Genomic DNA, 22,404 nt, shown 5'->3' on the forward strand with positions numbered 1-22,404 from the left:
GGGGGGGGGGGGGGGGGGGGGGGGGGGGGGGGGGGGGGGGGGGGGGGGGGGGGGGGGGGGGGGGGGGGTCGGGCCAGTCCTCGGCGTCAGTCAGGCTGCGTGCGAGGGTCGCGGCGCGGCTTTCCTTGTACGGGACTGCGAGGGATCGGCCTGCGAGGCCGGCAAGCGAATCGATGCCACCCCCGGGCCGCACCAGGAGGACCATCGCCAGCTCTTCCTCGCTGCGTACCAGTAAGCGGTAGGGCCCGTTTTCCGTGAGGAGCGGCACTACCTGCGGTGCCACGAGGATCAAGTCGTAGCGGCCCTCTCGGGTGCGTTCGAGCAGCGTCGGCAGGTCGCGTGCGGACTCTAGCCGTACCGGCTGGCCGAGTTCCGTTCCCAGCCAGTCGCGCAGGGGCGCGTAGCGTGTGAACAGCGCTGGCGGGCTGGCAAATGGCTGAATCCCGAAGGTGAATGGGGCTTGTGCCTGAGCCGGGGTGCTCAGCAACCAGAGCAGGATGGCGAATGCCAGCCAGACGAGCGCCGGCCGCCGCCGGCGCGGGCCGATGGGCTTGCATGACACGTTCGCAGCAGGCGTGACCGTCGCAGGCATGGAGCCACCGTCTATTGGGCTTCACTAGGTAAGACGGGGCAGGCGCGCGATTTCGTCCCGTTCCGGGGCGTCAAAGAATGGACGATTGGGCTTTGGTTGGGCTTGGCCGCCTGGTCCGTGGGTGTCGGGAATCCGTCGTCATCTTGTGGCGCGCCCGGTCCGGTCGTGCCTGAAAGCCCCGTTCCACCGGTCTTTGGTGGGTCTGGCGTTGTTTTTGCTTGCATCCGGGTCTTACGAATCGCACGACCGCGCGGGCGCTACCGGCGCCGCGGGACGGAGGAAGCACATGACCGGAATTTTCGATCGGGTCGCCGAGGCGCTGTTAGCCACGTTACAGGGGCTCAGTCCATTAAGCGTGATTGGCTTGTTCGCGCTGTTGCTGTTTGGGCTGTTCCTGGCGGCGTTGACGGCGACGGCATTGCGCCGCGCCGAGTCCTTGCAGGGAGCGGCGCCCGCGCTGCTGACCACCGTGGGGATTCTCGGCACCTTCCTCGGGGTCGCCATTGGGCTGCTGGATTTTGATGCTGGACGGGTGGAGGCCAGTATCCCGGCCCTGCTGGAGGGGCTCAAGCTGGCCTTTGTGACCAGTATCGTGGGCATCTTGCTGGCGGCGGTGTTGCGTATGGTTCAGGTGATGGTACCCGCCCCGGTGGCATCCCCCGAACCGTCTGCGGAGGGTGCGTCGGATGCACCATTGGATAATGCGCACCTGGCGGCACAACAACGGGATGCCTCGCTCGCCGTAGTGGAGGCCGTGCGGGCCCTCCACCAGCGCCTGGATGCCCGGCTGGAGCAACAGCACCGCGAACTGACCGGCGCGCTCGATGGCATGGCCGAGCGCATCACCGAGATGAGCAGCGGGCACCTGGTAGAGGCCCTGGAGCGGGTGATCCACGATTTCAACGATCGCCTGGGTGAACAGTTTGGCGAGAACTTCCGGCGTCTGGATGACTCGGTCGCTCGCCTGGTGGAGTGGCAGGATCAGTATCGCGAGCAGATGGACACCCTGCATCGGGCCTTCGACCAGGCCCGTGCCGGGGTCGAACAGACCGAGCAGACCCTGGAGCGCATGACCGGGCAGGCCTTGCAGATCACCCGGCACGTTGAGGATCAGGAATCGACGCTCTCCAGTCTGCGGCGCGAGACGGTGGAACTGGAGGCCCTGCTGGGGAGCATCGCGGCCCTGCGGGATCGTGCCACCGAGGCCTTCCCGGCGATGGACGCACGGCTGGAGGCGATGCTCGAGAGTATCGAGAATGCCGTCCAGGCAGGGCTCGCGGCGGAGACGCGCTGGGGTGGGGAACGTTCCGCCGCCATCGCCTCCGCGGGCGGGCGTAACTGATGTTTTCCTGGTTGGCGCGACGCCGTCGGCGACAAGGTGTGGCCGCGGGAAACGAGGCCGACCAGGGTTCGCACTGGCTGGCGGTGGCGGACCTGATGGCCGCGCTGATGATGATCTTCCTGTTCCTCGCGCTGCTGCACATGGTTCAGGTGGAGCGCGAGAGCGCGGTGCATACCGAGGTTCGCAACGAGGCGGCCGCCTTGCGCGCGGCGATTTATTCGGTTCTGGAGGAGGAGTTTCGCGAGGATTTGCCGCGCTGGAATGCGGAACTGGACCGCGACAGCCTGACCTTGCGCTTTCGCGAGCCGGAGGTCCTGTTCGAGCGCAGTTCGGCACGCATCCGGCCCCGCTTCGAGGCGATTCTCGAGGACTTCATGCCGCGCTACGCGGAACAGTTGCGTCCGTTCGCCGAGGTCATTCGGGAGGTGCGGATCGAGGGCCACACCTCCAGCGAGTGGGCCGGCAGCGACGATGCGCTGGAGGCCTATTTCGGAAACATGGATCTTAGCCAGCGCCGCACGCGCGCGGTGCTGGAATATGCCTATCAGCTGGAGCCCTTGCAGGACGCGGACTGGTTCCGCTCGCGGGTCGCGGCCGTGGGGTTGTCCTCTTCGCGCCGGGTGCTGGACGAGCGCGGCGAGGAGGATCGTCGGGCATCCCGCCGAGTCGAGTTCAGTGTCCTGACCGATTTCGAGGCGCGCCTGCTGGGCGCGGGGACGGCGTCGGACGAGGCAGGGCCTCGACCTCTGGAGGCGCGCGTCCGCTGACCCGGTTGCCGTCAGATGGCGCCGAGCAGGGCCTTGCGCAGGCGGGCCTGATCCTCGTCGTCGAGCGCCGCGTGGTCGGGGCGGCTGAGGAGGAAACTGTCCTCGACCTGTTCCCCGGCCGTGGCGATGCGTGCAGTCCGCACGTCGATTCCCTGCTCGGCAAGGACATGCCCGATGGTCGACAGCAGGCCGGGTCGGTCCAAAGCGCGCAGCCGCATGCGCGTTGCCTGGCCGCCCGCAGCGGGTTCGAATTCGATCTGCGTATCCACGTCGAAGTGCTTGAGGCGGCGTGGAAGCTGGCGTGAGGCCGGGTTGGGGATGGTCCCTTCGCGTTCGAGTTCACGTTCGAGGCTCTGGCGGATCTCTTCGGAGCGATAACCGGCATCCACCGTCTGGCCCCCGCCGCTTTCGAGAACCAGAAAGGTATCCAGCGTGCGGCCGGCTGCGGTCGTGATGATCCGTGCGTCCACGATGTCCAGTCCCAACTGGGTCAGGGCGCTGGTGATGCGCGCGAAGATCCGGGGATGGTCGCTGGCGTAGACGAAGATCTCCGTGCTCCCGCGCGAGGTCTTCGGGCGCACCAGGATCAGGGGGAGGGCGTCCGGGGGGAGTGGCAGCAGGGCCCGGGCGTGCCAGGCGATCTCGTCGGCGGAATGGCGCAGGAAGTATTCGTCGTCCAGTTCGTCCCACAACTTCCGGGCCTGATCGGTATCGAAGCCTTGTTGTTCGATTAACGCGAGTGCCTCGGTGCGGGTTTGCCGGATCTGTTCGTCCATGTCCGGCGGGGTATCCAGACCCCGGTCCAGGACATTGCGGGTGGCGTGATAAAGGGTTTGGAGCAGGGAATCCTTCCAGCTGTTCCACAGCTCCGGATTGGTTCCGCGGATATCGGCAATGGTCAGCAGATAGAGAAAGTCCAGGCGTTCGCGGGTGACCACCTCGCGGGCGAAACCCATGACGACCTCGGGGTCGGAGATGTCCTTGCGCTGGGCCGTCAGCGACATCAGCAGGTGGGAACGCACCAGCCAGGCGACCAGGCCGGCATCCGCGTCCGACAGGCCGTGATGCTGGCAGAAATGCAGGGCATCGTGGGCCCCCAGCTCGGAATGATCACCCCCGCGGCCCTTGGCGATGTCGTGAAACAGGGCGGCCAGCACCAGACGTTCGGGGCGCACCAGTCCGGAGTAGATCTGGTGCGCCAGTGGCTGTTCGTGCGCGAACTCGGGCAGCGCCAGGCGGCGCGCGTTGCGCACCACGTTCAGGGTGTGCTCGTCCACGGTGTAGGCGTGGAACAGGTCGTACTGCATGCGTCCGATGATGCGCCCGAAGGCCGGCAGGTAATTGCCCAGCACGCCGTAGCGGTTCATGCGGCGCAGCTGGCTGGTGATCCCGCGCGGGGCGCGCAGGATGTCCATGAAGAGCTCGCGGCACACCGGATTGCGGCGGAAGTGCCCATCGATCAGGTGGCGGTGGGCCCGGATCAGGCGGATGGTGGAGGCGCGGATGCCCTGGATCTCCGGGTGTTCCTGGAGTAGGCGGAAGACCTCCAGCAGCGCCGGCGGATAGATCATGAAGACCTGATCGTGCGCCGCCTCGAGGTAGCCGCCCCGGACCTGGAAACGCTGGTGGATGCGTATGGGGTCCTGCAGGGCTTCCGGATCGTCGAGGATGGCCTCGTTGAAGTGCTGCAGCAGCAATTCGTTCAGCCGCTCGAGATCGTTGATGGTGCGGAAGTAGCGCTGCATGAACTGCTCGACCGCCCGGTTGTGGTTCTGGTCGACAAAGCCGAAGGTGTTGGCCAGCTGGCGCTGCAGATCGAAAAGCAGGCGGTCCTCGCGGCGGCCAGCGAGCATGTGCAGGGCAAAGCGTACCCGCCAGAGGAAGTTCTGGCCCTCCATCATCTCGCGGAACTCACCCTCGCGCAGGAAGCCCAGTGATACCAGCTCCTCGATGCGCTCGGCGCCGTAATGACGCTTGGTGACCCAGCCGATCATCTGGATGTCGCGCAGGCCGCCGGGGCCTTCCTTGACGTTCGGCTCGAGGCGGTAGGCGGTCTCGCCAAAGCGTCGATGGCGGGCTTGTTGTTCGGCCAGCTTGGCGGCATAGAAACTGCGCGAGTCCCAGATGCGGTCGGGCTCGATGGCGCCACGGAAGTCGTTGAACAGGCTGAGATGGCCGGCCAGGTAGCGGGCCTCGATCAGGTTGGTCGCGACGGTGATGTCGTCGCGCGCCTCGCGGGTGCAGTCGTCGATACTGCGCACGCTGTGCCCGACCTCGATGCCGATGTCCCAGAGGAACGTGACGAAGTCGCTGATCCGGTCGAAGAGGGCGGGGTCATGTTCGCCCTCGAGGATGATCTGGATGTCGATATCGGAGGCCGGGTGCAGTTCGCCGCGGCCATAGCCACCGACCGCGATCAGGCATAGCTGGTCGTCATCCGCGAGGCCCTTCTGAGCCCAGATCAGCTTGAGAAGCTCGTCGATGCGCCGGGCGTGGCCATGGATCAGCTCGGCGATCGGCATGCCGTCGCGAAAGCCCTGGTATTGCTGTTCCAGGATGGCGCGGCGCCGGTCCCGAAACAGCGCAATATTCCCCGGGTTGCGGCTCAGCCGCTGGTAGTCCTCGCCCCAGCCGGGGGTGAAGGCCGGAGTATCGAGTTCGCCGGGGGTGCTGCCCGCAGGATTCATTGGGGCTCCGTGGAGTGGGCGGTTCGAATCGGCGGGGAACAGGCGTGATGGCGTTCGATCAGGCCGCGATCTCCTGCGGTGGGGTTTCGTCCTTGCGCAGGGTCAGGATCTCGTATCCGTCGGCGGTGACCAGTAGTGTGTGTTCCCACTGCGCCGACGGACTGTGATCCTTGGTCACGGCGGTCCAGCCATCCGCCAGGATGCGGGTGTGGCGGCGGCCGGCATTGATCATCGGCTCGATGGTAAAGCACATGCCTTCTCTCAGGGTCATGCCGGTGCCAGGCTTGCCATAGTGCAGGACCTGCGGATCCTCGTGGAAGCCGCGCCCGATCCCGTGGCCGCAGAACTCGCGCACCACGGAGCAGCGTTGTGCCTCGGCGTACACCTGAATCGCGTGGCCGATATCGCCCAGCGTTGCGCCCGGGCGAACCTGCTGGATGCCGAGGTACATGCTGGTACGTGCCACGTCGATCACCCGCTGGGCCTGGATACCGGCCTTGCCGATCACGAACATGCGGCTGGTGTCGCCGTGGAAGCCGTCCTTGATCACGGTGATATCGATATTGAGGATATCGCCGTTCTTCAGCTTGCGATCCCCCGGGATGCCGTGGCAGACCTGATGGTTCACCGAGGTACAGATCGACCTTGGGAAGCCGCGATAGTTGAGTGGGGCCGGGATCGCGTCCTGGGTGTTCACGATGTAGTCGTGACAGATCCGGTCCAGTTCCCCGGTCGTCACGCCGGCTTGCACGTGGGGCTCGATCATCTCGAGGACTTCGGCGGCCAGGCGGCCGGCGACGCGCATGTGTTCGATCTCTTCGGGGGTCTTGATGGAAACGGACATGGGGGCTCCCGCCGCGGCGCCCGGAGGGGCTCGGCGTTTGGTTCGGGTAAGTGTCCTATGCTATAAAGCGCGCGCCTCGCTGGCAATTCGGCGGGGCCGGAAGCCGCCTTTTGCGGGGCGACTCCCGAAACCTTAATCCACACACGCATCGGCACGATCTGTCGGGTGCCCGCCCTCGAAGAAGATTCGGTTCGGGTTTCAGATCGGGATGCGTGGAGGCTCAACCCGTTACAGGAGAAAACTCATGTCCCTCGTGACTATGCGACAGATGCTGGAGGCCGGTGTGCACTTCGGCCACCAGACGCGTTACTGGCATCCCAAGATGGCCCCGTACATCTTCGGGGAACGCAACAAGATTCATATCATCAACCTCGAGAAGTCCCTGCCGATGTTCAACGATGCGTTGAACTTCCTCGGCAAGATCGCTGCCGATGGTGGCCAGATCATGTTCGTCGGCACCAAGCGCTCGGCCCGCGACGTGGTGGCCGAAGAGGCAAACCGTTGCGGCATGCCGCACGTGAGCCACCGCTGGCTGGGCGGCATGCTGACCAACTTCAACACCGTCAAGCAGTCGATCAAGCGCCTGAAGGACCTCGAGACGATGGACGCCGATGGCAGCTTCCAGGTCCTGAACAAGCGCGAGGCCCTGAGCCGTCGCCGCGAAAAGGACAAGCTGGATCGCAGCCTGGGCGGTATCAAGGACATGAACCGCATGCCCGATGCGATGTTCGTGATTGACGTCGGCTACGAGAAGATTGCGGTGGCCGAGGCGAAGAAGCGCGGCATTCCGGTCGTCGCCGTGGTGGATTCCAACCATTCCCCGGAAGGCGTGGATTACGTGATCCCGGGCAACGATGACGCGATGCGTGCGATTCAGCTCTATGTGGCTGCGATCGCCGATACCATCATCGAGGCCAAGGGTGCGGTGACCACGGGTGGCATGGGCGAAGCAGAAGCCGCCGAGCCGGCCGCTGCAACGACTGACGCCCCCGACACCGCGTCGCCCGCCAACCCCGCTTGATAACAGGAGCCGGTCGCCACGCTGGCGGCCGACTCGAGCATGATTCAGGAGCAAGCAACGATGCAGATTACTGCTGCACAAGTAAAAGAACTGCGCGAGCGCACCGGCGCCGGCATGATGGAATGCAAGAAGGCCCTGACCGAAACCGGCGGCGATCTGGAAGCGGCGGTCGAGGCAATGCGCAAGTCCGGCATGGCCAAGGCCGACAAGAAGGCGGATCGTGTCGCGGCCGAAGGTCGCGTCGAGATTGCCAGCGACGGTTCGCGCGCGGTGATCGTCGAGATCAACTGCGAGACGGACTTCGTCGGCAATGACGACAACTTCCGTGCCTTCACCAGCGCCTGCGCCAATGTGGCGCTGAACACCGCCGCCGATTCGGTGGAAGGCCTGATGACCGAGACCGTCGATGGTCAGACCCTGGAAGAGCAGCGTACTCAGCTGATCGCCAAGGTCGGCGAGAACGTCCAGGTCCGCCGTTTCGAACGCATGACCGCGGAAGGTGCGCTGGGTTTCTATCAGCATGGTGCCCGGATTGGCGTGCTGGTTGGCCTGAACGGTGGTGACGAGCAGCTGGCCAAGGATATCGCGATGCATATCGCGGCGAGCCATCCGGTGTGCATCGACGAGAGTCAGGTGCCGACCGAGATGCTCGACAAGGAACGTGCGATCTTCAAGGCCCAGGCCGAGGAATCGGGCAAGCCGGAGAACATCATCGAGAAGATGATCGAGGGGCGTATCCGCAAGTATCTGGGCGAGATCACCCTGGTGGGCCAGCCGTTCGTGAAGGATCCCGATCAGACGGTCGCACAGCTGCTGGAAAGCAAGGGGGCTTCGGTCTCCGGCTTCATCCGCTTCGAGGTGGGCGAGGGGATCGAGAAGAAGACCGAGAACTTTGCCGAAGAGGTAATGGCTCAGGCGCGCGGCGCCTGATCCAGCAGGACTCCGGGGCGGCCGCTTGATGCGGCCGCTTCCGGATAAAAGGGCCAGAAAAAACTGGCAAGCGAGAACAACCGAGCCCGAGATAAGGAACCCCATGAGTCAGGACAGCCAGCCCGCGTTCCGGCGCATCCTTCTGAAGTTGAGTGGGGAGGCCCTGATGGGTCAGCAATCCTATGGGGTTGACCCGGATGTCCTGGCGCAGGTGGCCGAAGAGGTCTCGGAGCTCTCCCGCATGGGGGTCGAGGTCGGCATCGTGATCGGTGGCGGCAACATCTTCCGTGGTGCGGGGCTGGCACAAGGCGGCATGGACCGGGTGACCGGCGACCACATGGGCATGCTGGCAACGGTGATCAATGCGTTGGCGCTGCAGGATGCGATCGAGCGCGCCGGGCGTTTTTCGCGGGTGATGTCGGCGATCCGCATCAACCAGGTGTGCGAGGACTACATCCGCCGGCGTGCGGTACGGCACCTGGAAAAGGGGCGCATCGTGGTGTTTGCGGCCGGAACCGGCAATCCGTTCTTCACCACGGATTCCGCGGCGAGCCTGCGGGCGATCGAGATCAACGCCGACATCATGATCAAGGCGACCAAGGTCGACGGGGTCTACGATGCCGATCCGATGACCACCAAGGATGCCCGACGCTACGAGCGGCTGACCTTCGACGATGCGCTGGAACAGCGTCTGGGCGTAATGGATACCACGGCCCTGGTGATGTGCCGAGACAATGGCCTGCCGATCCGTGTAATGAACATGTTTGCCAAGGGCGACCTGCAGCGGCTCGTGATGGGCGAGGCGGTCGGCACCTTGGTCGAGGGAGCCCGTAATGAGTGACGCCACCCTGAAAGATGCGCGCGAACGCATGGACAAGAGCCTGGAAGCGTTGCGCAACGAGCTATCGAAGATTCGAACCGGCCGTGCGCACCCCACGCTGCTCGAACATGTGCATGTGGAGTACTACGGCATGGATGTGCCGATCAACCAGGTCGCGAACATCAATGCCGAGGACGCACGCACGCTCTCCGTGGTCCCGTACGAGAAGGACATGGTCGGCAAGATCGAGAAGGCCATCATGACTTCGGATCTGGGACTCAATCCGGCGAGCATGGGGACGACGATCCGTGTGCCGCTGCCGGCGCTGACCGAAGAGCGTCGGCGTGACCTGGTCAAGGTCGTCCGGGCCGAAGCCGAGCACGCGCGGGTGGCCGTGCGCAATATCCGGCGGGATGCCAACAACGCCTTCAAGCAGCTGGTCAAGGACAAGGAGATGTCCGAAGACGACGAGCACAAGGCGCAGGAGCTGATCCAGAAGCTGACCGACGACCACATCGCCAAGGTCGACGCGATGCTTGCGGACAAGGAAGCCGAGTTGATGGAAGTCTGACCGGCGCAGGCGATGCCGGTTACTACTTCACCCAGCGAGGCGCTCCCTGCGCACGTGGCCATCGTCATGGACGGCAACGGGCGTTGGGCCGAGGCCCGAGGTCTGAGTCGTTCCGAAGGCCACCGGGCGGGGCTGGAGGCGACGCGGCATGCCGTGCGGTTTTTCGCCGAACAAGGCGTGGGCACCCTGACGCTGTTCGCCTTTAGCAGCGAGAATTGGGGCCGCCCGCGCGAAGAGGTCGAGGCACTGTTCGATCTGTTTGTGTCCGCCATCGAGGCGGAACTCCCGGAACTGATCGAGCGCGGGATCGCGCTCACCTTTATTGGCGATCGCGCAAGCTTCCCGTCGGATCTGCAGACGCGGATGGCGGAAGCCGAGCAGGCCTCTGCCGCCAACGAGGGTATGCGGGTTGTCGTGGCACTGGGATACGGTGGCCGCTGGGACATCCTGCAGGCGGCCCGCCGCTGGGTGGCCGCCGGCGACGAAGGGGCGAATCCCGAGACTTCTTTCGCCGGCTATTTGAGCACGGCCGGGATGCCCGACGTCGATCTGTTGATCCGCACCGGCGGCGAACGCCGCATCAGCAATTTCCTCCTGTGGCAGGCGGCGTATGCCGAGTTGCTCTTCGTCGAGACGTTCTGGCCGGACATCACAGCCGATGATCTGCGACAGGGGCTGGCGTGGTATGCGAGTCGCCAGCGGCGTTTCGGCTGCGTGACCGGAGCCGCCGAGGCAAGTGCGCGGGAGGTGCCGAGTGCTTAAACAACGGATTCTGACGGCCGCGGCGCTGGGTTTGCCGGCGCTGGCTCTGGTGGCCTGGGGCCCGAACTGGGCGGTGCTGGCGCTGGTCGCGCTGGTCCTCGGGTTGGCGACCTGGGAGTGGGGCGGACTGGCCGGGCTCGAAAACCCGTTGGCACGCGGTGCGCTGGTGGCGGCCGTGGTGGTTCCCGTGGTTGCGCTTGGTCTGGCGCCGGTTGCGGGGTTGCACTACCTGATCCTGGGTCTGGTGTTGCTGTGGTGGCTGGTGATCCTGTTGCTGTTGCCGTTTTATCGCGAACGCGAGAAGGCCGCACCGGCATCCAGTCGGACCCTCTTTGCGGTGGCCGCGATCATGACGTTGGTGCCGGCGGGAATGGGCCTGGTTTGGCTGCATGCCCTGGCGCCTTTGCTGGTGGTCTATCTGGTGGTGCTGGTTGGCCTGGCCGACACCGGGGCGTATTTCGCCGGGAAGGCGTTCGGGCGCAACCCGTTGGCGCCGCATATCAGTCCGGGGAAGACCCGCGAGGGCTTGCTTGGCGGGCTACTGACGGTGCTGGCCTTCGCGATCGTGGTGGCGGCCGTTTGGGGCCTCGAGCCGATGGACGCGATGGTATTCCTGCTGCTGTCGGTGCTGATCGGGCTGGTCTCGGTCGTGGGGGACCTGTTCGAGAGCATCCTGAAGCGACAGGCTGGCGAGAAGGACAGTGGTTCCTTGCTGCCGGGCCACGGGGGTATTCTGGACCGGTTCGACAGCATGGTCGCGGCGGCTCCGGTTTTCCTGGCCGGGTTGTTGTGGCTGGCGCTGATTCCGGCCCCGCCGGTGGCGGCATAGCGCGAACGGACGCAGGTACCCATGAAGACGACGCAGATCACCATTCTCGGATCAACCGGCAGCATCGGGTTGAGTACGCTCGATGTCGTGGCGCGTCAGCCGGAACGGTTCCGCGTGTATGCCCTGACGGCGCATTGCAATGTGGAGCGCATGCGCGCGCAGNNCTGCGCGCGGCTTTGGCGGCGGTCGGCTCGCGTACCGAGGTGCGGGCGGGTGCGGAGGCCCTGGCGGAGGTCGCCCGGGAGCCCCGGGTCGACGCGGTGATGGCGGCGATCGTGGGCGCAGCCGGGCTGTTGCCGACGCTGGCCGCGGCCGAGGCGGGCAAACGGGTGCTGCTCGCCAACAAGGAGGCGCTGGTCATGTCCGGGGCCTTGCTGATGGATGCCGTGCGCCGCTCCGGTGCCTGTCTGTTGCCGATCGATTCCGAGCACAACGCGATCTTTCAGTGCCTTCCCACTGGCTACGTCTGTGCCGAGTCGGTGACACCGCACGGGGCACGCCGGATCTGGCTCACCGCATCGGGGGGGCCGTTTCGCGACCGTCCGCTGGACAGCTTTGCCGGGATTACGCCGGACGAAGCCTGCGCCCACCCCAACTGGGATATGGGGCGCAAGATCTCGGTGGACTCGGCGACGATGATGAACAAGGGGCTCGAGGTGATCGAGGCCTGCTGGCTGTTTGCCGTGGCGCCCGCGACGATTCAGGTGGTACTTCACCCGCAGAGCATCGTGCATTCGATGGTGGCCTACGATGACGGGTCGGTGCTCGCGCAACTCGGCAACCCCGACATGCGCACACCGATCGCCCATGCGCTGGCCTGGCCCGAGCGTATGGAGTCGGGCGTTGAACCGCTGGATCTGCTCACTATGGGCAAGCTGGAGTTCTCCGAGCCGGAAGCCGCGCGTTTCCCGGCGCTCGGTCTCGCCTATGCCGCACTGGAGCGTGGAGGGACGGCCACCGCGGTTCTCAACGCGGCCAATGAAGTGGCGGTGGATGCCTTCCTGGGAGAGCGTCTGGCCTTCAGCGAGATCCCGGCGGTGATCGCCACGACCCTGGAGGCGATCGAGGCGGAGGCGGCCGATTCGCTTGAGCGCGTCCTGGGTGCGGACCGGCGAGCTCGCGAGGTCGCGAGCGAGTATGTCGCGAACGCACGACCCGTCCTGTCATGACGTTCCTGACGAGCCTGCTGGCGTTTGCGGTAGCCATTGGCGTACTGGTGACCGTGCACGAATATGGGCACTACCTCGCCGCCCGTCTGGTGGGGGTGAAGGTGCTGCGCTTCTCGGTGGGTTTCGGCCGGCCGATTTTCAAGCGCTACTTCGGGCGGGACCGGACGGAATTCGTGATTGCCGCATTGCCGCTGGGTGGCTACGTGAAGATGCTCGACGAGCGCGAGGGTCCGGTGGCGGAGGAGGAGGTCACGCGGGCTTTCAACCAGAAAGGTCTTGGGGCCCGTACGTTCGTGGTGTCGGCCGGTCCGGCGGCGAATTTCCTGCTGGCGATCCTGGTATACGCCGTGATGTTCATGGTGGGCGTGGGCGGGATCAAGCCCATTCTGGGCGAGGTGGCGCCGGATACGCCGGCCGCCGAGGCGGGCCTCGAGCGGGGGCAGGAGATCCTGCGGGTGGGCGATCGTGAAGTGGCGGACTGGGAGCAGGCCAACCTGCGACTGCTGGACCATGCGGTTCGCGGCGAGGTGGTCACCCTGCTGCTGCGGGGCACGGACGGTCGAGAGATCGAGCGGGAGGTGGACCTGCGGGATCGTCAGGCGTTGCTGGCAGAGGGGCAGTTCCTCGACAAGCTGGGATTGCAGCCCTATCGGCCGATGCTGGAACCGCGGATCGGTACCGTCGAGGGTGGGAGCCCGGCGGCGGCGGCCGGACTGGAGGTCGGGGATCGCGTGCTGGCGGTGGACGGCGAGCCGGTCGCGGACTGGAATCGCTGGGTCGAGGTGGTGCGTGCGCATCCAGAAGCCGATCTGCGGGTCACCGTGGAGCGCGACGGGCGCACCCTCGAACTACGGATGACGCCGGAGGCGACGGATCACGAGGGGGTGGCCATTGGCCGTATCGGCGCGGGCGTGGATACGGATCAACCGGCGGCACGGGACATGGCCGTACTGGTGCGCCAGGGTCCGGGATCGGCATTTGTCTCGGGGGCGGAGCGGACGTGGGATGTGACCGTCCTGACACTGGGCATCCTCTGGCGAATGATCACCGGGGATGCGTCGGTTAAAAATATCAGCGGACCGGTTACCATAGCCGAGTTTGCGGGGGTCTCGGCATTGATCGGGATTTCGGCGTTCCTGGGATTTCTCGGGCTGGTGAGCGTGTCGCTCGGGATCATCAATCTGCTGCCGATCCCGATGCTGGATGGCGGCCATTTGCTGTATTACGCCGCCGAGGCGGTGAAGGGCAGCCCGGTGTCGGAGCGCACCCAGATAATCGGTCAGCAGGTGGGTCTGCTGGCGATCGCGGGGCTGATGGTACTGGCCCTGTACAATGATTTGACACGACTGTTCGGTTAGGCGAGGGCACTCTGGAGCGGCATCCCGGGTGCCTCGATCAGCCCACCGAACGGCCTATTTTTTGGCGGAGAGCATGGCGCGAAACAGCTTGAGAGGAATGGCCCTGGTCGGTTTGCTGGGCCTGGCGGGGACGGCCTGGGGCCAGGCCTACGAGATCGAGGATATCGAGATCGAGGGGCTGGAACGGATCACCGCCGGTACCGCGCTCAGTTATCTGCCCGTGCAGGTTGGGGATACCTTCGACGACAATCGCAGTCCGGAGGTGATCCGCGAGCTGTTCCAGACCGGCTTCTTCGACGATGTGGAGATTGCCCGGCGCGGGGATGTCCTGGTTGTGATCGTCTCTGAACGCCCTGCGATCAACGAGATCAATTTTTCCGGTAACCGGGATATCCCCGACGAGGGCTTGCGCGAGGCGCTGGATTCGGCCGGCCTGCGTTCCGGGCGGGTATTCAACCGCACGATGCTGGACCGCATCGAGAGCGAGCTGCGCCAGCAGTATTTCGCGCGCGGACGCTACAACGTGCAGGTCGATGTGGAGATCGTGGAACTGCCGCGTAACCGCGTGGACATCGAGATCGACATTACCGAAGGGCCGGTGGCCAAAATCCGCCAGGTCAATGTGGTGGGTAACGAGAGCTACTCGGGTCGTGAACTGACCCGGCGTTTCGAGTCCGGCGTGCCACGCTGGTGGGCCTTTTTCAGCCGGCGGGACAATTACTCGCGCGAGAAGCTGTCCGGGGATCTGGAACAGCTCCGTTCGCATTATCTGGATCAGGGTTTCCTGGAGTTCGATATCGACTCCACTCAGGTGACGCTGACGCCGGATCGGCGGGATCTGTTCATCACGATTAACGTCGACGAGGGCGATCGCTATACGGTGACCGGTGTGGATCTCGCCGGGGAGTTCGTGATCCCGCGGGAGGAGCTGGAGAGCCTGATTGACGTGGACATCGATGCGCCGTTTTCGCGCAGCCAGGTGACCGAATCCGCCGAACGGATCAGCGAGCGCCTGACTCGGGAGGGTTTCGCATTCGCCAACGTGAACCCGGTGCCCGACGTGGACGAGGACAACCGCGAAGTGGCGATCACGTTCTTCGTCGACCCGGGCCCGCGCGTCTATGTTCGGAACATCCGGATCACCGGCAATCAGAACACCGAGGAACGGGTGTATCGCCGCGAGATGCGGCAGATGGAGAGTGCCTGGTACAACGGGGCATTGGTCGAACGTTCCCGGGTGCGTGTCCAGCGGCTGCCGTTCGTCCAGAGCGTGAACGTGGAGACCGAGCGGGTCGCCGGCACCGATGACGAAGTGGACCTGAATATCACCGTGACCGAGCAGCAGTCCGGGGCCTTGTCGCTGGGCGCCGGGTTCTCGCAGAACCAGGGGCTGCTGCTGACCGCGAGCCTGACACAGGACAACTTCCTTGGGACCGGCAATCGCTTCTCCACCGAGGTGAGTACCAGCAAGGTCAACCAGCTGTTCCGCATGAGCGTCACCAATCCGCACTTCACCCCCTCCGGTGCGAGTCGCGGGTTCTCCGTGTTTTATCGCAAGATCGACGCCGAGGAGGCCAACATCTCGCGGTATTCATCCAACCGCTTTGGCTTCGACGTGACCTACGGAATTCCGCTGTCGGAGTTCGACCGGATTCAGGTGCGACCGGGTTTCGAGAACATCGAAATCGAGACGGTCGAACGGTCCGACACTCGTATCGGAACCCCGGACGAGATCATCGACGAGCTGGACGAATTTGGCGATTCCGCGAACCTCTACAAGCTCGAGACCAGCTATGTCCACGATACGCGGGACAGCACGACCTTCGCCTCGGAAGGCCGTCGCCATCGGGTCGGCCTGGAAGTCACGGTGCCGGGCAGTGACCGCGAGTTCTACAAGCTCACCTATTCGGGCCAGGAGATCTTCCGGCTGTCCGAACGGTACTCCTTCAGCCTCTCCGCCGGACTCGCGTATGCGGATGGCTACGGAGGGGATGACGTTCCGTTCTACGAACGGCTGTTTGCCGGGGGCATTCGCTCGGTCCGCGGCTACGAGGACAACCAGCTGGGCGATCTGCGACCGATCCGCGATGGTCAGGTGGCGACGCGCGATTCCAATGATGATCCCTACGGTGGGCGGTTCCGGACTACGCTGTCCGCGGAATTGTTCTTCCCGATGCCGTTTGCGGCCGACAACGATGCAGTCCGCATGAGTACCTTTGTGGACGCGGGGAATGTGTTCCATGATGTGTCGGACTTTGATACCAGCGAGTTGCGGGCATCGGCGGGTGTGGCGGTGACCTGGTTCTCGCCGGTGGGGCCGTTGAGCTTCAGCGTGGCCGAGCCGTTCAACGATCAGCCGGGTGACGAGCTGCAGCGCTTCCAGTTCCTGCTGGGGGCCAGTTTCTGAGGATGATCGATGCAAGCGCATCGGGAGGCGTCATGAGATCCGGGATGGCCTGGTTCGCGGCGGTGATTCTCGTCGTCAGCGGATGGCTGGTGGTACCCGCTGTCGCCGGGGCGCAGAACGTCGCATTCGTGACGATGAACCGGATTCTCGAGGATTCGCCGCAGGCCGAAGAGGCCATGCGCGAACTGGAGCGCGAGTTCTCGCCGCGCGATTCGGAGCTGGTGGCGGAGCGTGAGGAGCTGCAGCGGCTGCGTGACCGGCTGGAACGTGACGGGGACCTGATGAACCCATCGGAACGGGCGGACCTGGAGCGGGAGTTCTCGCAACGTTCGCGCGAATTCCGGCGGGCGCAGGAGAGCTTCAGCGAAGACCTGAACGTACGCCGCAACGAGGAGCTGGCCAAACTGCAGCGACGGATCAACGATGCCATCGTCGATCTCGCCCGGGAACGCGACATCGATCTGATCCTGACCGAGCGCAACGTGCTGTATGCCAGCGACCGGATCGACATCACGGACGACATCCTTGCCACAATGCAGCGAGACTGACGGCGGGTATTCGGCCCGCGAGCTGGCCGAGGCGCTGGGCGGGCAGCTCACGGGAGATGGCCAACGCCGCTTCAGCGGGTTGAGCCCGCTGGCCACCGCGGGCCCCTGCGATCTGAGTTTTGTGACGGACGCCGGGCGTCATGCCGAGGCCCTGGCGGCGAGTGCCGCGGGTGTGGTCCTGGTGCCGGAGGCCGCGGGCCTGCAAGCGACGTCTTCCCGAACCCTGATCCACCTGGATGATGTCTATCTGGGCTATGCGCGAGCGAGTCAGTGCCTGGGCAGGCCGCGTCGGGCACGGCCTGCGGGTGTCCATCCGGGTGCGTTTGTCGATCCCGAGTCGTCGGTTTCTCCCGACGCATTCGTGGGACCTGGGGCGGTGATCGGGGCAGGGGCTTCGGTGGGGCGCCAGAGCGTCGTGGAGGCGCACTGCGTGGTGGGCGAGGGGGTGATGGTGGGGGCCGATACCTTCCTGCACCCCCGGGTGACCCTGCTTGAAGGGGTCGAGGTGGGGGATCGCTGCATCCTGCACAGTGGTTGCGTGATCGGGGCCGATGGCTTCGGATTCGCCCCCGCGGGCGACCAGGGTTGGGAGAAGATCGAACAGCTGGGCCATGTCGTGATCGGTTCCGATGTGGAAATCGGAGCGAACACGACCATCGATCGCGGGGCGTTGCGCGCAACGCGGATCGGGAGGGGTGTAAAGATCGACAACCTAGTTCATGTTGCCCATAACGTCGAGATTGGCGACCATACAGCCATTGCCGGCTGTGTGGGGATCGCGGGCAGTGCCCGGATCGGCGCGCATTGTGCAATCGGGGGCGGCGCCGGGATCCTGGGTCACCTGTCCATTGTGGATCACGTCACCATTCACGCGATGACCCTGGTCACGCGCTCCATTACGCGGCCGGGTCACTACGCCTCTGGAGTCCCGCATCAAGAGGCCCGGTTGTGGAATCGCATGCTGGCCCGACTGCGCCGTCTGGCGCGTTAGGCGATCGAGGGGCGATCGATCGGCCCTGGTAGTAACTGGCCTTGCCGCGTGTGGGGAGGCCGAGTCGAACGTCGTATTGCACGTCCCGCGCAGCGGTCCGGATGCGGCACAACAAGATCAAGAGAAAGGACACCGGCGTGGATGACTTTAATGTCCAGGAGATCATGCGCTACCTGCCGCATCGTTACCCGTTCCTGATGGTGGATCGGGTGCTGGAGTGGGAGGCGGGCAGCTATCTGACGGGGATCAAGAACGTCAGCATCAACGAACCGTATTTCCAGGGGCACTTCCCGATCAAGCCGGTGATGCCCGGGGTTCTGATCCTCGAGGCCCTGGCACAGGCCACCGGCCTGCTTGCGTTCAAGACCGAAGAGGCGCGTAACGAGAACCAGGACAAGCAGCAGTTGTACCTGTTTGTCGGGATCGACGAGGCGCGCTTCCGGCGCCAGGTGGTACCCGGGGATCAACTCCACCTGCGGGTGGATCTGAAGCGTACGGTGCGGGGCATCTGGCGCTTCGACGCGGTCGCGAAGGTGGGCGACGACGTGTGCGCGACGGCGCAGCTCATGTGTTCCGGTCAGGAAATCCCGGCGTGATCGATCCGCGCGCGGACGTCCACCCCAGCGCCGAGATCGACAGCTCGGTGACGATCGGGCCGTTCTCGGTCATCGGTGCCAATGTGAAGATCGGCGCGGATACCTGGGTGGGCCCGCATGTGGTGATCAACGGACCGACCGAGATCGGGCGGGAAAACCGAATCTTTCAGTTCTCCTCGATCGGGGAGGAGCCTCAGGACACCAGCTATCGGGGTGAACCCACGCGGCTGATCATCGGCGATCGCAACGTGATTCGGGAGTCGGTAACGCTGCACCGCGGAACCGAGAAGGGGCTGGGTGAGACGGTCATCGGGCACGATAACCTGATCATGGCGTATGTCCACATCGCGCACGACTGCACCATCGGGAACGGCATCATCTTCTCCAATGCCACTTCGCTTGCCGGGCACGTGGAGATCCAGGATCACGCAACGCTGGGTGGTTTCACCCTGGTGCATCAGTTCTGTCGCGTGGGTACCTACGCCTTCACCAGCATGGGTGCGGCGCTGAACCGTGACCTCCCGCCGTATTGCCTGGCGAGCGGCAACTATGCGCGGCTGATCGGGATCAACAAGGTTGGCCTCAAGCGCAACGGTTTCTCCAATGACGCCATCCAGGCGCTCCACCGGGTATTCATCCAGGGAATGCGTGGACGCGCCGGACGCGAGAGTCATCTGGACGCCATGTTCGAGGAGACCGAGGTGCCCGAGGTGCGCAACCTGATCGCATTCGTGCGCGGCAGTCGCCGCGGTATCCTGCGCGGCGGTCGTCCGCACTGACGCAGTCGCCGCTGGGCAGGACCCTGCGTGCTGCCCAAGCGTTTGCTGCCCAAACGAACCGTCGCCCTTAAATCGACTTCTCGTTGTCGCTTAGTTGGCCGTGGTGCAGGAGCTCTTGCGCCATTTCGGCCACGCGGCGGTCGGCTCCACCATTGCCCAGGCGAACGCGCACCTGCGCCAGGCGATCACGCATCGCTTCCAGGGCCTCGGGCCGGTCGATGAGATCCGCGGCATCGCGCGCCAGACGTTCGGCGGTGGCATCGTGTTGCAGGTACTCGGGCACCAGGCGCTCGCCGCCCACGATATTGACCAGGGCGATATTCTCGACCCGTACGAGCCGCGAGAAGACCGCGTGGCTCAGGGCCCCCATGCGGTAGAAGACCAGCATGGGGGCCCTGAGCAGACCGGCCTCCAGGGTTGCGGTGCCGGACGCAATCAGCAGCAGGTCGGCCCCGGCCATCAGGGAATGGGTTCCTGCGTCCCCGCCCACGAAATGCAGGGGCAGGCCGTCAGACGCGGCTAGGGCCCCCAAGTGTTCGGTGGTGACTCCCGGCGCCATGGAGGCCACGAACTGGATGTCCGGGTGCGATACGTGGAGGCGGCGGGCGGTGTCCACGAGCATGGGCCAGTGGCGCTTCAGTTCGCCGTTGCGGCTGCCGGGGAGAAGACCGACCAGGCGCGTATTGGCCGCGAGGCCAAGCTGTTCGCGAATCGGCTGTTTGGGCGGCTGCACCCGGTCCACAAGCGGGTTTCCGACATAGCGTACTGGCACCCCGGCCTTCTCGTAGACGTCGGTCTCGAAGGGAAAAAGTACCGCCATCGCGTCCACGCTGCGCTGGATGCGCTTGATCCGGCCCGAACGCCACGCCCACAGTTGCGGGCTGACATAGAACAGCACGCGGATACCGAGGCGGCGGGCGTGGGCAGCCAGGCGCAGGTTGAACTCCACGTAGTCCACCAGGACCAGCAGGTCCGGGCGGTGGGTCTCCAAATGCTGGCACATGCGCCGGAACAGGCGGCGCAGGCGCGGGTAGTTGACCAGCACATCGACCAGGCCCACCACGGCCAGTTCGGAGACGTCGATCAGGGTGTCGACCCCGGTGGCGCGCATCTGCGTCCCGCCCATGCCCGTGTAGCGGAGACCGGGCTCCAGTGCCGAGAGTTCGTGGACCAGCCCCGCCCCGAGTGCGTCACCGGAGCTCTCGCCGGCGCAGATCACGACATGCTGCGTCATGACCGGTTGAGGCCCCCTGTGTAAGCGATGTGGCGTGGCGTCACGCGAGGGCGGCGCGGATCTTCCCGCAGATCATGTCGATGGTCGCATCCTCGAGTTCCGGGAACACCGGCAGGGACAGACAGCGCGCGGCGACGTCTTCGGTGACGGGCAGCGATTCCGGCCGGTTCGGGAGATCGGCGAAGGCCTTTTGCTGATGCAGGGGTACCGGGTAGTAGATCGCGCAGGCCACGTCCGCAGCCTTGAGGGCCTCCATGATCGCGTCGCGATGATCGGTCAGCAGCGTGTACTGGTGGTAGACGTGGACCCCGATGCCGTCCTCGAACGGCACTTCGACCGGCAGCCCGGCCAGGCCATCGCGATAACGTGCCGCCACCCGGCGGCGTTCGGCGTTGTAGGTGTCGATATGCGGCAGCTTCACCCGCAGGATCGCCGCCTGCATCTCGTCCAGGCGGCTGTTGTAGCCGATCTCGTCGTGGTAGTAGCGCACGCTGGAACCGTGGTTGCGCAATCGGCGCAAGGTATCGGCGGCAGACGGGCAGTTGGTGGTCACCAGACCCCCGTCGCCGAAGGCCCCGAGGTTCTTGCTGGGGAAGAACGAAAAACAGCCGAAGGCGGTGGCCGCGCCGGTCTGTACGCCATCGACCGTCGCGCCGAAGGACTGTGCGCAATCCTCGACGATCAACACCTTGTGTTTCTCGGCGATGGCCTGCAGGCGCGGCATGTCGGCCGGCTGGCCGAACAGGTGGACCGGCAGGATCGCGCGGGTGCGCTCGGTGATGGCCGCCTTGACCTGGTCCGGGTCGATGTTGAAGGTCCGTGGGTCGATGTCTACGAATACCGGGTCGGCCCCGACATAACGGATGGCTTCGGCGGTGGCAATGAAGGTAAACGGGGTGGTGATGACCTCGTCGCCCGGGCCGATGCCGGCTGCGGCCAGCGCCAGATGCAGGGCATCCGTGCCGGAGGCACAGGTGATCGCGTGTTCCACGCCCAGGTACTCGGCGAGCTCCTGCTCCAGGGTCTGCACGTTGGGGCCGAGGATAAAGCGCGCACCGGCCAGCACCTCCTGTAGCGCGGCATCGATTTCGGGGCGCAGGGTCTGGTACTGGCGCTGCAGGTCGACCATCGGGATCACGGCTTGACTCCTGTGGGGTTCGCGTCGAGGTGGCTGTGCGGGCCGTCGGCCCGGCTCATGATGTTCAGGTTCTCGTAGACCAGGTCGGTGATGCGGCTGGCCGTCTCCAGGGCGCGCTGGCCGTCGCGGCCACTGACCACGACCGGTCCCTGACCGCGCACGGCGGCCACGAAGGCCTGGATCTCGGCCAGCAGGGCGTCGGCCTCGTCGAAGACACTCTCCGTGCGGTGAATCGCAGGGGCTCCCGTCTCCGGATCGGGTTCGCCAATGTGGTTCAGTGACAGGATGCGGTTCTGGAAGTCCACCGAGGCGTAGGCATGTGACTGGAAGATGCGCATGCGGCGCTCGGACTTGGTGCTGATGCGACTGGATGTCACGTTGGCTACGCAGCCGTCCGCGAATTCCAGTCGGGCATTGGCGATGTCGATGTCGCCGGTCAGCACGCGGGCGCCGGAGGCGCGAATGTCGGTCAGCGGGGCATCCACCAGCGACAGGATGATGTCGATGTCGTGGATCATCAGATCGAGCACGACCGACACGTCGGTGGCGCGCGGCTTGTAGGGCGCCAGGCGGTGCGACTCGATAAACCGCGGGTGCAACGGGGTCTCGGTCAGTCGGCGTAGCGCGGCATTGAAGCGTTCCAGGTGCCCGACCTGGAGGACGACGCCCTGTTGCTCGGCGATCTGGTTCAGCGTCTCGGCCTGCTCCAGGGTGGCCGTAATCGGCTTCTCGACCAGGACATGACAACCGGCCTCGAGGAAGTCCCGGGCGATGTCGAAGTGCAGGGTGGTCGGCGCGGCGATGGAGACCGCATCGACCTGACCGATCAGGGCGCGATGGTCGGTCTCCGCGCGGCAGCCGTGCTCCGCCGCGACGCGGCTGGCGGTTTCGGAATCGGCATCGACCACGGCAACCAGTTCGGTGTCCGGCAGCGCGGCGTATTTGGCGGCATGCCATTTGCCAAGATGGCCCACGCCGATAGCGGCGCAGCGTAACGGAGATTGGGACATGAGTAGGCT

Annotated in this window: 20 protein-coding genes and 1 pseudogene; 15 read left to right on the plus strand and 6 right to left on the minus strand. The window is 65.2% G+C overall.

Translation table 11 applies throughout. From position 1 onward, the window contains the following. A partial coding sequence (locus B0684_RS13850) for a PhnD/SsuA/transferrin family substrate-binding protein (protein ID WP_233123359.1) occupies positions 1-487 on the minus strand: 487 nt, incomplete at its 3' end. Positions 488-878: 391 nt separating this feature from the next. On the opposite strand from B0684_RS13850, the gene B0684_RS01075 reads away from it, so the two are divergent. Together B0684_RS01075 and B0684_RS01080 are read left to right on the plus strand one after the other, a co-directional pair. Continuing rightward, the gene (locus tag B0684_RS01075) at positions 879-1,934 is read left to right on the plus strand and encodes a hypothetical protein (protein WP_018650073.1); all 1,056 of its coding nucleotides are present in this window, start codon (positions 879-881) and stop codon (positions 1,932-1,934) included. After that, positions 1,934-2,701 carry an OmpA family protein gene (locus B0684_RS01080; RefSeq protein ID WP_018650074.1) on the plus strand — a complete coding sequence of 256 codons (768 nt, stop codon included), beginning with the start codon at positions 1,934-1,936 and terminating at the stop codon, positions 2,699-2,701. The genes B0684_RS01075 and B0684_RS01080 overlap by 1 nt, the downstream gene beginning before the upstream one ends. Before the next feature lie 11 nt (positions 2,702-2,712). Here B0684_RS01080 and glnD read toward each other — a convergent pair whose 3' ends face one another. Then, positions 2,713-5,388 carry a [protein-PII] uridylyltransferase gene (glnD, locus tag B0684_RS01085; RefSeq protein ID WP_018650075.1) on the minus strand — a complete coding sequence of 892 codons (2,676 nt, stop codon included), beginning with the start codon at positions 5,386-5,388 and terminating at the stop codon, positions 2,713-2,715. Between the two features lie 58 nt (positions 5,389-5,446). Continuing rightward, complete coding sequence (gene map / locus B0684_RS01090; protein ID WP_018145571.1) at positions 5,447-6,232, minus strand: type I methionyl aminopeptidase; 786 nt, start codon at positions 6,230-6,232, stop codon at positions 5,447-5,449. 244 nt (positions 6,233-6,476) lie between these two features. Between map and rpsB the strand changes: the two genes are divergently transcribed. The 13 genes and pseudogenes from rpsB to lpxA all read left to right on the plus strand — a co-directional run bounded on the left by rpsB (position 6,477) and on the right by lpxA (position 19,013). Next, positions 6,477-7,253 (plus strand): 30S ribosomal protein S2, encoded by a 777-nt coding sequence (gene rpsB, locus B0684_RS01095; protein ID WP_018145572.1) that lies wholly within the window; start codon positions 6,477-6,479, stop codon positions 7,251-7,253. Positions 7,254-7,313: 60 nt separating this feature from the next. Then, the gene (tsf, locus tag B0684_RS01100) at positions 7,314-8,183 is read left to right on the plus strand and encodes a translation elongation factor Ts (protein ID WP_018145573.1); all 870 of its coding nucleotides are present in this window, start codon (positions 7,314-7,316) and stop codon (positions 8,181-8,183) included. Positions 8,184-8,286: 103 nt separating this feature from the next. Further along, positions 8,287-9,024 carry a UMP kinase gene (gene pyrH, locus B0684_RS01105; RefSeq protein WP_018145574.1) on the plus strand — a complete coding sequence of 246 codons (738 nt, stop codon included), beginning with the start codon at positions 8,287-8,289 and terminating at the stop codon, positions 9,022-9,024. Further along, positions 9,017-9,574: a ribosome recycling factor gene (gene frr, locus B0684_RS01110; protein WP_018169869.1), complete on the plus strand. Its 558-nt coding sequence runs from the start codon at positions 9,017-9,019 to the stop codon at positions 9,572-9,574. Before pyrH ends, frr begins: the two co-directional genes overlap by 8 nt. A 12-nt stretch (positions 9,575-9,586) precedes the next feature. Further along, positions 9,587-10,336, plus strand: coding sequence for a polyprenyl diphosphate synthase (gene uppS / locus B0684_RS01115; RefSeq protein WP_026304822.1), 750 nt, complete (start codon positions 9,587-9,589; stop codon positions 10,334-10,336). Next, positions 10,329-11,165 (plus strand): phosphatidate cytidylyltransferase, encoded by an 837-nt coding sequence (locus B0684_RS01120; RefSeq protein WP_018169867.1) that lies wholly within the window; start codon positions 10,329-10,331, stop codon positions 11,163-11,165. The genes uppS and B0684_RS01120 overlap by 8 nt, the downstream gene beginning before the upstream one ends. Before the next feature lie 21 nt (positions 11,166-11,186). Next, positions 11,187-12,334: pseudogene (locus B0684_RS01125) on the plus strand (1-deoxy-D-xylulose-5-phosphate reductoisomerase). Further along, complete coding sequence (gene rseP, locus B0684_RS01130) at positions 12,331-13,692, plus strand: RIP metalloprotease RseP (RefSeq protein WP_018650077.1); 1,362 nt, start codon at positions 12,331-12,333, stop codon at positions 13,690-13,692. Before B0684_RS01125 ends, rseP begins: the two are co-directional and overlap by 4 nt. A 73-nt stretch (positions 13,693-13,765) precedes the next feature. Further along, complete coding sequence (gene bamA, locus B0684_RS01135) at positions 13,766-16,099, plus strand: outer membrane protein assembly factor BamA (protein WP_416200029.1); 2,334 nt, start codon at positions 13,766-13,768, stop codon at positions 16,097-16,099. 44 nt (positions 16,100-16,143) lie between these two features. Continuing rightward, positions 16,144-16,647 carry an OmpH/Skp family outer membrane protein gene (locus B0684_RS01140; protein WP_018145581.1) on the plus strand — a complete coding sequence of 168 codons (504 nt, stop codon included), beginning with the start codon at positions 16,144-16,146 and terminating at the stop codon, positions 16,645-16,647. Further along, positions 16,625-17,638: a UDP-3-O-(3-hydroxymyristoyl)glucosamine N-acyltransferase gene (gene lpxD, locus B0684_RS01145; RefSeq protein WP_018650079.1), complete on the plus strand. Its 1,014-nt coding sequence runs from the start codon at positions 16,625-16,627 to the stop codon at positions 17,636-17,638. The genes B0684_RS01140 and lpxD overlap by 23 nt, the downstream gene beginning before the upstream one ends. Before the next feature lie 101 nt (positions 17,639-17,739). Then, complete coding sequence (fabZ, locus tag B0684_RS01150; protein ID WP_018145583.1) at positions 17,740-18,234, plus strand: 3-hydroxyacyl-ACP dehydratase FabZ; 495 nt, start codon at positions 17,740-17,742, stop codon at positions 18,232-18,234. Further along, entirely contained in the window at positions 18,231-19,013 is a 783-nt protein-coding gene (gene lpxA, locus B0684_RS01155) for an acyl-ACP--UDP-N-acetylglucosamine O-acyltransferase (RefSeq protein WP_018169862.1), read from the plus strand. Before fabZ ends, lpxA begins: the two co-directional genes overlap by 4 nt. Positions 19,014-19,080: 67 nt before the next feature. On the opposite strand, the gene lpxB is transcribed toward lpxA, so the two are convergent. Genes lpxB through B0684_RS01170 form a run of 3 tightly spaced genes read right to left on the minus strand, consistent with a single transcriptional unit; the run spans position 19,081 to position 22,395 of the window. Further along, complete coding sequence (lpxB, locus tag B0684_RS01160; RefSeq protein WP_018650080.1) at positions 19,081-20,247, minus strand: lipid-A-disaccharide synthase; 1,167 nt, start codon at positions 20,245-20,247, stop codon at positions 19,081-19,083. 40 nt (positions 20,248-20,287) lie between these two features. Further along, the gene (locus tag B0684_RS01165) at positions 20,288-21,385 is read right to left on the minus strand and encodes a DegT/DnrJ/EryC1/StrS family aminotransferase (RefSeq protein WP_018650081.1); all 1,098 of its coding nucleotides are present in this window, start codon (positions 21,383-21,385) and stop codon (positions 20,288-20,290) included. Then, positions 21,382-22,395, minus strand: coding sequence for a Gfo/Idh/MocA family protein (locus B0684_RS01170; RefSeq protein ID WP_018145587.1), 1,014 nt, complete (start codon positions 22,393-22,395; stop codon positions 21,382-21,384). Before B0684_RS01170 ends, B0684_RS01165 begins: the two co-directional genes overlap by 4 nt. Between the last annotated feature and the right edge of the window lie 9 nt (positions 22,396-22,404).

Origin of the sequence: Thioalkalivibrio versutus (genome assembly GCF_001999325.1) — a bacterium.
Lineage (GTDB): Bacteria > Pseudomonadota > Gammaproteobacteria > Ectothiorhodospirales > Ectothiorhodospiraceae > Thioalkalivibrio > Thioalkalivibrio versutus.

What these genes read in the sequence shown, in the direction of transcription:
- frr (WP_018169869.1), top strand. Translation starts at nt 9,017, where the DNA reads ATGAGTGACGCCACCCTGAAAGATGCGCGCGAACGCATGGACAAGAGC.
- rpsB (WP_018145572.1), top strand. Translation starts at nt 6,477, where the DNA reads ATGTCCCTCGTGACTATGCGACAGATGCTGGAGGCCGGTGTGCACTTC.
- B0684_RS01075 (WP_018650073.1), top strand. Translation starts at nt 879, where the DNA reads ATGACCGGAATTTTCGATCGGGTCGCCGAGGCGCTGTTAGCCACGTTA.
- lpxB (WP_018650080.1), bottom strand. Translation starts at nt 20,247, where the DNA reads ATGACGCAGCATGTCGTGATCTGCGCCGGCGAGAGCTCCGGTGACGCA.
- uppS (WP_026304822.1), top strand. Translation starts at nt 9,587, where the DNA reads ATGCCGGTTACTACTTCACCCAGCGAGGCGCTCCCTGCGCACGTGGCC.
- pyrH (WP_018145574.1), top strand. Translation starts at nt 8,287, where the DNA reads ATGAGTCAGGACAGCCAGCCCGCGTTCCGGCGCATCCTTCTGAAGTTG.
- B0684_RS01170 (WP_018145587.1), bottom strand. Translation starts at nt 22,395, where the DNA reads ATGTCCCAATCTCCGTTACGCTGCGCCGCTATCGGCGTGGGCCATCTT.
- B0684_RS01140 (WP_018145581.1), top strand. Translation starts at nt 16,144, where the DNA reads ATGGCCTGGTTCGCGGCGGTGATTCTCGTCGTCAGCGGATGGCTGGTG.
- rseP (WP_018650077.1), top strand. Translation starts at nt 12,331, where the DNA reads ATGACGTTCCTGACGAGCCTGCTGGCGTTTGCGGTAGCCATTGGCGTA.
- glnD (WP_018650075.1), bottom strand. Translation starts at nt 5,388, where the DNA reads ATGAATCCTGCGGGCAGCACCCCCGGCGAACTCGATACTCCGGCCTTC.
- tsf (WP_018145573.1), top strand. Translation starts at nt 7,314, where the DNA reads ATGCAGATTACTGCTGCACAAGTAAAAGAACTGCGCGAGCGCACCGGC.
- fabZ (WP_018145583.1), top strand. Translation starts at nt 17,740, where the DNA reads ATGCGGCACAACAAGATCAAGAGAAAGGACACCGGCGTGGATGACTTT.
- B0684_RS01080 (WP_018650074.1), top strand. Translation starts at nt 1,934, where the DNA reads ATGTTTTCCTGGTTGGCGCGACGCCGTCGGCGACAAGGTGTGGCCGCG.
- map (WP_018145571.1), bottom strand. Translation starts at nt 6,232, where the DNA reads ATGTCCGTTTCCATCAAGACCCCCGAAGAGATCGAACACATGCGCGTC.
- bamA (WP_416200029.1), top strand. Translation starts at nt 13,766, where the DNA reads ATGGCGCGAAACAGCTTGAGAGGAATGGCCCTGGTCGGTTTGCTGGGC.